At 59.4% G+C, this 12,319-nt stretch carries 9 protein-coding genes; 7 read left to right on the top strand and 2 right to left on the bottom strand.

The features are described from left to right. Positions 1–160 precede the first annotated feature (160 nt). Together ACYVG7_RS19230 and ACYVG7_RS19235 are read left to right on the top strand one after the other, a co-directional pair. A complete protein-coding gene (locus ACYVG7_RS19230; RefSeq protein ID WP_460884715.1) occupies positions 161–1,252 on the top strand; it encodes an efflux RND transporter periplasmic adaptor subunit in 1,092 nt (363 codons plus the stop codon). Further along, positions 1,249–4,413 (top strand): efflux RND transporter permease subunit, encoded by a 3,165-nt coding sequence (locus ACYVG7_RS19235; RefSeq protein WP_460884716.1) that lies wholly within the window; start codon positions 1,249–1,251, stop codon positions 4,411–4,413. Before ACYVG7_RS19230 ends, ACYVG7_RS19235 begins: the two co-directional genes overlap by 4 nt. 123 nt (positions 4,414–4,536) lie before the next feature. Here ACYVG7_RS19235 and ACYVG7_RS19240 read toward each other — a convergent pair whose 3' ends face one another. Further along, complete coding sequence (locus ACYVG7_RS19240) at positions 4,537–5,265, bottom strand: MarC family NAAT transporter (RefSeq protein ID WP_460884717.1); 729 nt, start codon at positions 5,263–5,265, stop codon at positions 4,537–4,539. A gap of 221 nt (positions 5,266–5,486) precedes the next feature. Here ACYVG7_RS19240 and ACYVG7_RS19245 point away from each other — a divergent pair, with 221 nt between their 5' ends. From ACYVG7_RS19245 to ACYVG7_RS19255, 3 genes are all read left to right on the top strand, one after another. After that, entirely contained in the window at positions 5,487–6,071 is a 585-nt protein-coding gene (locus tag ACYVG7_RS19245; protein ID WP_460884718.1) for an anthranilate synthase component II, read from the top strand. Positions 6,072–6,182: 111 nt separating this feature from the next. Next, positions 6,183–7,223, top strand: a complete 1,041-nt coding sequence (gene pyrC, locus ACYVG7_RS19250) for a dihydroorotase (protein ID WP_460884719.1) — start codon at positions 6,183–6,185, stop codon at positions 7,221–7,223. A gap of 423 nt (positions 7,224–7,646) precedes the next feature. Continuing rightward, entirely contained in the window at positions 7,647–8,855 is a 1,209-nt protein-coding gene (locus tag ACYVG7_RS19255; RefSeq protein ID WP_460884720.1) for an aspartate aminotransferase family protein, read from the top strand. A 244-nt stretch (positions 8,856–9,099) separates the two neighbouring features. On the opposite strand, the gene ACYVG7_RS19260 is transcribed toward ACYVG7_RS19255, so the two are convergent. Beyond that, entirely contained in the window at positions 9,100–10,470 is a 1,371-nt protein-coding gene (locus ACYVG7_RS19260; RefSeq protein ID WP_460884721.1) for an aminotransferase-like domain-containing protein, read from the bottom strand. A 135-nt stretch (positions 10,471–10,605) separates the two neighbouring features. Between ACYVG7_RS19260 and ACYVG7_RS19265 the strand changes: the two genes are divergently transcribed. Continuing rightward, positions 10,606–11,466, top strand: coding sequence for an NAD(P)-dependent oxidoreductase (locus ACYVG7_RS19265; RefSeq protein ID WP_460884722.1), 861 nt, complete (start codon positions 10,606–10,608; stop codon positions 11,464–11,466). 156 nt (positions 11,467–11,622) lie between these two features. After that, complete coding sequence (locus tag ACYVG7_RS19270; protein WP_460884723.1) at positions 11,623–12,240, top strand: HAD family hydrolase; 618 nt, start codon at positions 11,623–11,625, stop codon at positions 12,238–12,240. The last annotated feature ends 79 nt before the right edge of the window (positions 12,241–12,319 follow it).

Below are 12,319 nucleotides of genomic sequence, written 5' to 3' on the forward strand. Positions count from 1 at the left end.
CGTTGAACCGTTGAACCGCTGAGCGCTCTTGCGCCATTCGCTGCGCACCCTCTGCCGATTGGCTGACAAGCTTTGTCACAATTTGCGTCTGATTTTGACAAAGTAATGTCTTTTGCTCGCGATATACTGGGTCATCCTTGTCCCGGCCTGTTGTCATCCTATGCGCACATTACGATTCGGCGCGTTACTGCTGCTGACGTTGATCGTTGCTGGTCTCTCTTATTTTATCGTTGCCGCTTCCGGCTCTCATCCTCCTGCTGCGGCTCGTGCGCCGACCCCGGTGCGGGTCATTGACGTACAACTTGCCCAGCGGCCCAGTCAGTTGCCGCTGGTTGGCAAACTGCAGGCCAGACAGTCGATTGTCATCACCCCGGAAGTGAGTGGCCGCATCACGGCGTTGCCGCAAACGGCGAGCGGTGAGGTCGCTGTCGGGGCTCGGTTGATCCAGCTCGACAATGCCAAGCAACAGGCGGCATTTGCCGAGGCTGAGGCGTTTTTGAGCAATGAACAGCGCAAGTTACGCGATATGCAGCGGCTGGCGCGTAAGGGCGTGGTGACCCAGAACGATCTGGAAGGGCAAGCTTCGGCCGTTGAACAAGCTTTGGCGCGGCGGGATATGGCCGCCTTCGAGTTATCCCAGCGCCGTTTACTCGCACCTTTTACCGGGCGCGTCAGTCTGTTTGATGTCAGTCTCGGTGCTCTGGTCAACCCGGGGGAGACCCTGCTGCATCTGGATGATCTGGCGAGCATGCGGTTGGATTTGGCGGTTCCGGAACGCTATTTCTCTCGCCTGCAGCCCGGGACAGAAGTCACGGCGGTGACGGCGGCTTGGCCCGAGCGTACCTTTGCTGGCACCCTGGAGGCCATCGATAGCCGTGTAGATGCGGATTCTCTGAATATCAAGGTCCGCTTTCAGTTTCCCAATCCCCAGCGGTTGCTGCGTCCAGGCATGCTGATGCAGGTCACCCTGCCATTTGCCAGTGAGCCTCTTCCGCTCATTCCGATGCAAGCGGTGGAGTTTCAGGGCAGCGATCGATTCGTCTATCTGCTTGGCCCGGAGAGCCGGGTGAAGCGGCAAGCGGTAGTCTTGGGCGAATCGGCTGACAGTCAGGTCAGCGTCCTCTCCGGCCTGAAAGCCGGGGATCGTCTGGTGGTTGAAGGTCTGGTAGCGCTCAAATCGGGACAGCAGGTCAAGGTCATCTCCGATGTCGAGCCGACTGCCGCCGACACACCTGTCGGGGGGCTGCCATGATCCTCTCGGATGTCTCGATCCGCCGACCCGTTCTGGCTTTGGTGATGAGTTTGTTATTGCTGATCTTCGGGTTGGTTGCTTTCTCGCGCTTGGCGGTCCGTGAGATGCCGGATGTGCAGAGCCCATCGGTGAGTATTGTTACCACCTATGAAGGGGCGGCGCCGGATATCATCGAAAACCAGGTCAGCAAGCCGCTGGAGGATCAGCTCTCCGGCATTAGCGGGATCCGCAACATCGTCTCTACCAGCCGCAAGGGACGCAGCAGCATCACGGTTGAGTTCCAGCAGGGTTGGAACATGCTGGAAGCCTTGTCGGATATTCGGGATGGCGTGTCCCGAGCTCGTCGCCAATTGCCGGATGATATCGATGAGCCCGTGGTCTCGCGGGATAACGGCGAGGGCGAGGTGGCCATCTGGCTAAACTTCTCCAGCCAGTTGATGGATCGGGTGGCGCTGACCGATTACGCCAACCGCAGCCTCATCAAGTCCTTGAGTCTGGTCAACGGTGTCAGCTCGGTGAATTTATCTGGGGACCTGGAAAAGGTGATGTACATCCGCCTGAATACTGCCCAGATGAGTGGTCTCGGGGTGGCGGTGAACGATGTGCTCAATGCGCTGGCCCGGGAAAATATCGAGTTGCCGGGCGGGGAGATCCGTAATGCCAGCATGGTCTTTCCTGTTCAGCTGGAGCGCCAGTTTCAAGATGCCGCCAGCTTTCGCCGTTTGCCGTTGCTGACCCAGGCCTCGGGGAAGGTTCTCTATCTGGGGGATGTAGCCGATATCGAGGAGGGGGCGAAGAATGAGGCCAGTGCCTATCAACGCAATGGCCAGGTCAGTGTCGGTATCGGCATCATTCCCCAGTCGACTGCTAATCCGTTGGAGATGGCCGATGGTGTGGTGCGGGAAGTTGAGCGGTTGCAGCGCTTTCTCCCCCCTGGTGCCGAGTTGGTGGTGGATTACAACAGCACCCTGTTTATTCGTCAGGCCATCGACGAGGTCTATCTGACGTTGGCTATTGCCGCCGCGCTGGTGGTGGCGGTGCTGTATCTGTTTATCGGCCAGTGGCGAGCGACGTTGATCCCGGCGGTGACAGTCCCGGTCTCGTTGGTCGCGGCCTGTATCGGTGCCTGGTATTTCGGCTTCTCAATCAACCTCATCACCCTGCTGGCGCTAATTTTGGCGATTGGTCTGGTGGTCGATGATGCCATCGTAGTGGTGGAGAATATTCATCATCATCTGCAGCAAGGGCGCTCGCCTCTGCTGGCAGCCTGGCATGGTACCCGGGAAGTCGGGTTTGCGGTGGTGGCGACCACGGCGGTGCTGATCATGGTGTTTCTGCCGATTGCCTTTATGCAGGGCATGATGGGGCGTCTGTTCACTGAGTTTGCGGTCTTTCTGGCGCTGGCGGTGTTCTTTTCGGCGCTGGTGGCTCTGACGTTATCGCCTGCCATGGCGGCGCGGCTGTTGAAGACTCAGGATCAGAGCAATGCCCTGACCCGGCGCCTGGAAGCGGGTATGGCCCGCTTGGAGCACAGTTACCGGCGCGGATTGGCCTGGTTACTTCAGCGCCCCTGGATTGCACCCCTGGTGATGCTGCTGGTGCTGATCGCCATTGCAGCGCTCTATATGCGGGTGCCGACCAATCTGGCTCCGGTCGAGGATCGCGGTGTCATCTACGTCATGGTGCGAGGGGCCGAGGGCACCAGTATCGAGCGGATGAAGAAGAATATGCAGCTGGTTGAACAGCGGCTGTTGCCCTTGGTCGGACAAGGGGTGGTCAGTGCCATCAGCTTTAGTACCCCGGCGTTTGGTCGTGGTGGGGATCAGACCGGCATGGTGACGGTGCAGCTCACCGACTGGGCGGAACGCCAGCAGACCGCCCAACAGTTTTTGGCGCGCTTGCCGCGTTTGTTACAGGGGATCCCGGATATATCCCTGCGACCGTTTCAGCCCGGATTTCGTGGCCGCTCCCAGGCACCGGTGCAGTTTGTGCTGCAGGGCAGTGATTACGCCGAGCTGAACCAGTGGGCATTACAGCTCAAGCAAACGGTGGCACAGAGCTCGGTACTGGAAAACCCGGATCTGGACTACACCGAGCAGACCCCCGAGTTGCGGGTGCGGGTCGAGCGCGAGCGGGCCGCCGAGTTGGGTATTCCGCTGCAGGATATTGGTCAGGCCCTGCAAACCCTGCTGGGCGGGACCAGCAAGACCACCTTCATCGAGAAGGGGGAGGAGTACGATGTCTACGTTCGGGCCGATCCGCAGCGCTTCATCAGCGGCAACGATCTCAGTCATCTCTACTTGCGATCCGCCAAGGGGGAGATGGTGACCCTCTCTACCCTGGCTCAAGTCGAGGTGATCGCTTCGGCACAACGACTGGGCCACTATCAGCGGCAAAAAGCCATTACCCTGAGCGCCTATCTGCCTGTCGATCAGACCCAGGGTACGGCACTGGCCTGGTTGGATCAGTGGGCGGCGGAACACCTCCCGGCCGGTATTACCGTGGATTATGCCGGTGAGTCGAAGGATTACCGGGATTCCCAAGGTGATGTGCTGGCGGTATGTGCACTGGCGCTGCTGGTGGCTTTTCTGGTGATGGCGGCCCAGTTTGAAAGTTTCCTGAACCCGTTGGTGGTGATGTTCACAGTGCCGCTCGGGATCCTCGGTGGCCTGTTGGGGCTATGGTTGCTGGGGTTGAGCCTGAACCTGTACAGTCAGATTGGCATGCTGTTGTTGATTGGTATGGTGACCAAGAACGGTATCCTGATTGTCGAATTTGCCAATCAGTTGCGCAGCCGCGGCCAGGATTTTGTCTCGGCGATCCTGGATGCAGCCGTGCGGCGGTTGCGGCCCATCCTGATGACTTCGGCAACGGCGATCATAGCGGCGATCCCCTTGATGCTCTCCCGTGGCGCGGGTTACGAGAGCCGGGTGGCGGTGGGGACCGTGGTGTTTTTCGGCATGTTACTGGCCACCTGTGTGACCCTGGTGCTGGTTCCGGCCTTCTATCGTCTATTGGCGCGACATACCCAGGCCCCCGAATTACAGGGCCAACTGTTGGAGCAAGCCCTAGCGGCGGAGCGAGTGGTTCGAGATGAAGGGGAGCCCAGTCCGCATCCTACTGGCGATAGTGCCCATCCTACGGATAGCGCTAATCCATGAGATGGCCGTGCCGTCGCGATGGGGTGGCGACACGGCTTGGGTGTTTGAGCTGGATGCGAGCCCATGCCCGGCCCGCATAGCGCCAGAGCACGGGCGCGACAGACTACCCTGCCGGGTGGCTGATTACTGAGGCGCTTCGTCCTGTAACAACGATGACGTTGCCCGCATCTGTTGCGCCTTTTCCTCTAGAGAGCCGATCGGCTGCTGCTGAACCACACCGTGGAATACCGGATCCTGCGCCACTTCCTTGATACCGTTGATGCAGAATTGCGCCCCCATGCAGATCAGCAAAAAGCCCATGATCCGTGTCATGGCATCGATTCCGCTGGCACCGAGTAATTTGCACACGGGATCGGCCAGCTTCAATACCCCCCAACTCAGCAGCGTCATCAGCAAAAACGACACCACCATGGCGCTGTAGATGGTCAGACGGGAGTATTCAGCCGGTAACTCGGCAATCTGCGCTGCACCACTGATCACCAGCGCCATGGTCCCTGGGCCGCACAGACTGGGCATGGTCAGCGGGACGAAGGCGATATTCTGGTTCGGATCCACCGTCTGCTCGGCGCCAGGGGTAGGAAACAGCATGCGAAAGCCGATGAAGCCAATGATGAGACCGCCCGCCAATCGCAGCCCCGGGATCGAGATGCCGAATAGATCCAGAATCGAGGAGCCGATAAAAAAGCTGACGCACAGGGTGCTGAACAGATAGAGCGCCGCCATGTTGACCTGGCGGCGCACATGCTCCCGGGACATGCCTTTGCTCAAGCCCAGTAGCAGGGTTGCCGTGGTCGGCGGGTTGACCATGGGCAGTAGGGCCAACAGAGAGATAAATACGATTTGGAAGAACATGGTTTGACTCTTGATGAGAACAGCGTTGGTGATGGCCGTGTTATAGGGGGTAATGGGTGGCGGTGCAATCCTTGCCTCCGGCTTTTGTTGTTGAATTCATATTCCGCTCCCTGTTCCGTTACGCCCGGGGTTCGAGTCTGCATGCGCTTCAGGTACACTGGCGCGGTTGAAGAGGGGCCGTCTGGCGGTCCGATATCCTTCGTACGGAGAAGTGGCAGCCGATGATACTGCTGATTGATAACTACGATTCCTTTACCTATAACCTGGTGCAATATTTTGGCGCACTGGGACAGACGGTCGTAGTCCGGCGCAATGATGCCATCACCCTGGATGAAATAGCGGCGCTGGCGCCGGAGCGGCTGGTGATCTCTCCCGGCCCCTGTACCCCCGATGAGGCGGGCATCTCGCTGGATGCGATCCGCCATTTTGCTGGCCAGTTGCCCATTCTCGGCGTCTGTCTGGGTCACCAGGCATTGGCTCAGGTGTTCGGTGGACGGGTCGTGCGCGCGGCTAAGGTCATGCATGGCAAGACCTCGCAGATCCGGCACGATGATCAGGGCGTCTTCAGCGGTTTGCGCAATCCGCTCACCGTGACCCGGTATCACTCCTTGATTGTCGAGGCGGCAACCTTGCCGGCCGACTTGGAGGTGACGGCTTGGAGTCTGCCCGATGAGCGGAATCTGGTATCTGAAATCATGGGGGTGCGGCATCGCCAGCTCCCCATTGTCGGGGTGCAATTCCACCCCGAGAGCATTCTCAGCGAACAGGGAATGGAACTGCTGGCCAATTTTGTGGCGTTACGATGATAGGGGATGACGCGAGCTCCATCTCGCGCTCGGATCTTCTTCGCCAGCCCGGTTGGGTAGCTATGCTGATGTTGTTCGGGGGCGCATGGGGCGTTCCCGGCTGGAGGACTCATGACTGAATTACAATTGACCACGCCCGATGATTGGCATCTGCACCTACGGGATGGTGCCCTGTTGAATGAAACGGTTCCCGCCACGGCGCGTGCTTTTTCCCGGGCTGTGGTGATGCCGAATCTGGTGCCACCGGTACTGGATGCGGCAGCGGCTTTGGCATACCGGCAGCGGATCGAGGCGGCTCGCCCCGAGGGCAGCACCTTTACTCCCTTGATGACACTCTATCTGACCGATTTGACCACGCCGGAGATGATCCGCACCGCCCACAGCAGCGGTGTGACTGCCGTGAAGCTCTATCCGGCCGGGGCCACCACCCACTCAGATCTGGCGGTGACCAGCCTGGATCGTCTGGAGCCGGTATTCGATACCCTGGCCGAGTTGGGTATGCCGCTGTTGATCCATGGCGAAGTAACCGACGAAAGCGTGGATATTTTCGATCGGGAGCGGGTGTTTATCGAACGCCACCTGCAGGGACTGGTGAATCGGTTTCCGCAACTCAAGGTGGTTTTGGAACATATCACGACCGCTCAGGCGGCGGAGTTTGTGCTGGCCTGTTCCGACAAGGTGGCGGCGACACTGACTCCCCAGCATCTGCTGATGAACCGTAATCATCTGCTGGTCGGCGGTATCCGCCCGCATAATTTCTGCCTGCCGGTGCTCAAGCGCCGACGTCATCAAGAAGCGCTGCAGCAGGTCGCCATCAGTGGCAGTCCGAAGTTTTTCCTCGGCACCGACTCCGCCCCCCACCTGCAGGAGCGTAAAGAGAGTCCTTGTGGCTGCGCCGGTTGCTACAGTGCTCCCGCCGCTATCGAGCTGTATGCCGAGATCTTCGATCAACTGGGTGCGCTCGATAAACTGGAAGCCTTCGCCAGTCACTTTGGAGCCGACTTCTATGGCTTGCCCCGCAACCAGGGCACAGTGACCCTGAAGAAGGAGCCCTGGCAGGTTCCCGAGCGCTTGCATCTGTTGGGCGGCCAGGTGTTGGTCCCTTACTGGGCTGGGCAGCCCTTGAACTGGCGTTTGGTAAATCAGGCCTAGTTAGCGGTTCCATACTGTCAGATAGCAGGCCCGGATCCTGCTCTTCACCAGACCGTAAGTGATGATGTCACTTACGGTCTTTTCTTTTATGAGGCCGGTCCATCCTAATACCAGCCAGTTAGCGAAGGCGAGATAGCCTGTTAAGCCAACCGTTGGCGGTAGGGATGCCGCCATCGAGCCCCCCCAGGTCAGAGTTTACGGCGAGTTGGCGAGAGAGGATATCTCGCCCGAACTGCTTAACTGACCCGCATTAGCCCGCTCATCCTGTTCACTCGGTTTGTATTGCCAAATGTGAGAGGGGAAAATTGGTTGCGCTACGCAATTTTTTGGGTCACCCCTGGTGCAATTCAAAAAAAGTGATGTATTATGCAAAAACACTGATTATTTTCTCACTCTTGATGTGAATGCAGGAAGGAATAGCAAATGGAACAGGTAACTCGGGCTTGGTTCGATGAGGTGGTAGTGCCGACCTATGCACCCGCACAATTTATACCGGTTCGGGGCCTGGGCTCCCGGCTGTGGGATCAGCAGGACCGAGAGTATATCGACCTGGCTGGCGGCATTGCGGTCAATGCATTGGGGCACTGCCATCCGGCTCTGGTACAGACGTTGATCGAGCAGGGGCAGACGTTGTGGCATGTCAGCAACTGGATGACCAACGAACCCGTGCTGCGCTTGGCGCGCAAGATGGTGGACGCCACCTTTGCCGATCGCGCCTTCTTCTGCAACTCCGGCGCCGAAGCCAACGAAGCGGCCTTCAAGCTGGCCCGTCGCTATGCCCATGAGCAGCATGGGGCGCAGAAGGATCAAATCATCGCCTTCTTCCAGGGCTTTCATGGGCGGACCTTCTTCACCGTCAGTGTGGGCGGCCAAGCCAGCTATTCCGACGGCTTCGGCCCCAAACCGGGGCAAATCCAGCATGTGGCGTATAACGATTTGGCCGCACTGCAAGCGGTGATCTCCGAGCGGACTTGCGCTGTGGTGATGGAGCCGCTCCAGGGTGAGGGGGGGGTTTTGCCGGCCGATCTGGAATTTGCCAAGGCGGTGCGCGAGCTGTGTGATGCTCACCAGGCCTTGCTGATTTTTGATGAGGTGCAAACCGGCATGGGACGGACCGGCAGCTTGTTTGCCTATATGCAGTTGGGTGTCGAGCCCGATATTCTGACCACGGCCAAGGCGCTGGGTGGCGGCTTCCCGATTGGCGCCATGCTGACTCGTGAGGCGATTGCCCAGGTCTTCAAGCCCGGCGTACACGGCACCACCTTTGGGGGGAACCCGCTGGCCTGCGCAGTGGCCGAGACTGCTTTCGAGCTGATCAATGATCCGGCACAGCTGGCCGGAGTGAAGGAGCGCGAGGGCTGGTTCCGTGAGGCTCTGGCCGTCATCAATGCCCAGTATCACTGTTTCAGTGAGGTTCGCGGTCAAGGCTTGCTGCTGGGGGCGGTATTGGCCCCTGAATATCAGGGCAAGGCCAAGGCATTTGTGGATGCCGGGATCGAGCAGGGTGTGCTGGTGTTAGTGGCGGGGGCGAATGTGGTGCGCTTTGCGCCAGCACTGAATCTCAGCCGTGAGGAGTTCGATCTGGGCATGCAACGTTTTGCGGCCGCCGTCGCAGCGGTCGTTGCCGGCTGATCGATGATCAGCGCTGGCCTGCGCGGGCTGCCAGTTAAATAGCTGTTTTTCATTCTGCTACATCGACAAGGAAGCCCACGCTGACACGCCGTGAACCCGTCCATGGGGACTCCGCTGCGCCATCCCTGGCGCAGAGGGTCAGCTTAGCGCTCCCTAAGTCGCTGTGGAGGGCTGCTACTCGGAATTATTGAGGCGACCGACGCCTGCATGAGATAAAGCCGAACCATCAGGTTCGGCTTTATCGTTACTGGGATCCTGCTTCATGGGTGGCGTCGGCCAACAACTGGGCGAGGATGGCCAAAGCCCGGCTGAGTTCTTCCCGCGTGGCGGTGGCCATTAATCCCATCCGCACGGCGGCGGGTGGGATCTGACCCCGGGTGGTGAAGTAGCTGGCGGTGGAGACCAGCACGCCGGCTTGTTCGGCTTGCTGGCTGAAGTGTTCGGCGCTGACGCCGGGGGGCAGGCGCAACCAGCCATGCAGTCCGCGTAGCTGGTGCTGATAACGGCTACCCAGCTGGTGATAGGCGAGCTGCTGGCGCGCCTGTGCTTCCTGCAACTGGGCTAGGCAAATCCGTTCGGCATCGCCGCTGTGGATCAGCTGACAGCTCAGTTCGATCCCGAGTGGTGACGGCATCCAGATCTGGGTCCGGATCACGCGCTGCACGGCTTCGGCAGCCGCTGGCGGCAGGCAGAGAAAGCCGGTGCGCAGACCGGGCAGCAGACACTTGGAGAGGCTGGTCAGCGACAGGGTGCAATCCGGGGCGAGCTGGTATAACGAAGGCAGCTGCCCGCGGACGGTAAAGCCGTAAATGTCATCGTCGATCAGGGTTAAGCGATAGCGTCGCGCCACGGCGATCAGCTCCTGTCGGCGTCGCAACGGCATGATAGCCGTGGTGGGATTCTGCTGGCTGGCAGTCACAAACAGCAGCCGCAACGGCATCTGGGCGCAATACTCCGCCACCGCCTCGGGCAGGAGGCCCTGTTCGTCCATGGCCAGCCCCTGCAGGGGGCGTCCCAGACTCTGACACAGAGCGATCAGTCCCGGATAGCACAGACTCTCGGCGCCTATGGTTTCCCCTGGTTCACTCAAGGCCAGCAATAACGCCTGCAATCCCTGCTGTGCGCCGTGTACCGGCAAGAGGTGATGTCCTGCTGCCAGCGGGATCCCCAACCAATGTAACCACGCCAGCGCCGCATGATGCTGGTGGGGTAACAGCGCTTGAGCCGGATAGCCTAGTTGCTGGGCACTTAGCTGCCCGGCTAATAACGGTAGCATGCGCTGCAAGGCGGGCTCGGCCAGTGCCAGCAACGGCTGGATGATGCTCAGATTGAGCGGGATATCCGGGCCCGGACTGCGGATCACCTGCTCCAACGCCAACTGACCACTGACAAAGGAGCCTTGACCCACACGACTGTGGACGAGTCCCTGTTGCTCGGCCTGGCGGTAGGCGCGCGCCACTGTGGTGGGATTGATCCCGAGTTGCTGTGCCAGTTGGCGGATCGGGGGCAAGCGTTGTCCCGGGCGCAGGAGTCCGGTGTGGATGTCGGCTTGCAGTCGGGTGACTAATTGACCGTAACCGGGACGGGACAGATCGGCAGGAAACCAGTTGGTCATACAATTCCTTATTTTGTATGACTCATATTGTGCGCGATCTGCCGCCCCTTGTCTTGAGCCCGTTACCGCCGGGTCGTAAGGTGGTGTCACTGTCTGGCAGAACATCCTGCCCCTATCCATCATGGGAGTTCGACGATGAAAGTAGCATTTATCGGTTTAGGCGTTATGGGATATCCGATGGCAGGGCATCTGCAACGCTTGGGTCATGAGGTGTGTGTCTACAACCGCACCACAGCTCGGGCGCAAAGCTGGGTTGCGGAATATGATGGCAGCTTGGCTCTGACCCCAGCCGAAGCTGCGGCGGCGGCGGAAATGGTGCTGCTGTGCGTGGGCAATGACGAGGATGTTCGAGCCGTGGTGTATGGCGAGCAGGGTGTTCTGGCGGGGATGGCTGCCGGGAGCTTGCTGGTGGATCACACCACTACCTCGGCGCTGCTGGCCGAAGAACTGGCCCTGCGCTGTGCCGGGCAGGGCGTGAATTTTCTCGATGCTCCGGTTTCCGGTGGGCAGGCAGGGGCCCAAAAAGGGACTCTTAGCATCATGATCGGCGGCGAAGAGGCGGAAGTAGAGCGAGCTCGTATGGTTCTGGGTTGTTATGGGCTGCGCATCACCCGGGTCGGACACCATGGTGCCGGTCAGCGCTGCAAAATGGTCAACCAGATCTGTATTGCCGGTATTCTCCAAGGCTTGGCCGAAGGCTTTACCCTGGCCAAGGCCAGTGGCCTGGATATTCAGACCGTGGCTGGCGTGTTAGGTGGCGGGGCTGCGCAATCCTGGCAACTGGATAACCGGGCGACCACCATGGCCGCTGGCGAGTTCGATTTTGGTTTTGCCATCGAATGGATGCACAAAGATTTGGGCTTTTGTTTGCAAGAGGCCGAGCGCCTGGGCCTGACCCTGCCCATGACCCGGGATGTGGATGCTCACTATCAGGCACTGATGGCGCGCGGGCTGGGTCGCTGTGATACCTCGGTGCTGATTCGTCAATTCGATTAAATTTGTCCATTTGAGTGCGAGTAAGCCTAGTGCCTTCTCTGTCATCTGTGACAGGGCAGGCAGTTCATTCGATCCAGAAGCTGGAGGGCTTGCGTAGGGTCGAGTGATCGCTCTATGCTCGATGGCCTGCAGCTATTGCGGCATGTGGAGGTCGAAATGTCCTGTACCCCTGTGCGAGCCGTGTTGTTTGATGCCTATGGCACCCTGTGCCAGATCGCCGACCCGAGACGTCCCTATCAGCGACTATCCCGCCGCGTGACCAATCGGGTGTTATTTACCAAGGCGGTCATGACCCAACCCTTAACCTTGCGTCAGGCGGCTTATCGGGCCGTGGCGCAGGTTTCCGAAGTCGAATTGAGTCGATTGGAGCAGGATCTGGCGCAGGAGCTGGCGAGCATCCGTTTGTTCCCGGAAGTAGTCGAGGTGCTATCGATCCTAAAGGCCAGAGGCTATCGTCTCGGCGTCATCGCCAATCTGGCGCAGCCCTACGCCTTGCCACTCCAGCAATTGCTGCCCTTCGAGCTGGATCTGTATGCCTGGTCGTTCGAGCAGGGTCACCCTAAACCACACCCGCAGTTTTACCACTGGGCCTGCGACGGGCTGGCGACGCCCAATGCCGCTACCCTGATGGTGGGGGATACTCGGGTGCCAGATTTTCACGGAGCCCAGGCCTGTGGTTTGCAGGCGCGTTGGCTGCGTCGCCGGGCGCTATTGCCTAGCAGTGAATCGCAGACGTTGCATGATTTGTCATCATTACTCGACCAATTGCCCTAGGGAAGGTGCGAACAAGTTCCTGATATGAGATCATCATGTTCATCCGGAGCGCATCCCAGAGGGACATCATGAGCCATCA

Source organism: Pseudaeromonas pectinilytica (assembly GCF_054780855.1).

Bases quoted from the DNA above. Each gene is read 5' to 3' on its own strand.
- ACYVG7_RS19260 (WP_460884721.1), bottom strand. From the start codon at position 10,470: ATGACCAACTGGTTTCCTGCCGATCTGTCCCGTCCCGGTTACGGTCAA.
- ACYVG7_RS19245 (WP_460884718.1), top strand. From the start codon at position 5,487: ATGATACTGCTGATTGATAACTACGATTCCTTTACCTATAACCTGGTG.
- ACYVG7_RS19270 (WP_460884723.1), top strand. From the start codon at position 11,623: ATGTCCTGTACCCCTGTGCGAGCCGTGTTGTTTGATGCCTATGGCACC.
- ACYVG7_RS19255 (WP_460884720.1), top strand. From the start codon at position 7,647: ATGGAACAGGTAACTCGGGCTTGGTTCGATGAGGTGGTAGTGCCGACC.
- ACYVG7_RS19230 (WP_460884715.1), top strand. From the start codon at position 161: ATGCGCACATTACGATTCGGCGCGTTACTGCTGCTGACGTTGATCGTT.
- ACYVG7_RS19240 (WP_460884717.1), bottom strand. From the start codon at position 5,265: ATGTTCTTCCAAATCGTATTTATCTCTCTGTTGGCCCTACTGCCCATG.
- pyrC (WP_460884719.1), top strand. From the start codon at position 6,183: ATGACTGAATTACAATTGACCACGCCCGATGATTGGCATCTGCACCTA.
- ACYVG7_RS19235 (WP_460884716.1), top strand. From the start codon at position 1,249: ATGATCCTCTCGGATGTCTCGATCCGCCGACCCGTTCTGGCTTTGGTG.
- ACYVG7_RS19265 (WP_460884722.1), top strand. From the start codon at position 10,606: ATGAAAGTAGCATTTATCGGTTTAGGCGTTATGGGATATCCGATGGCA.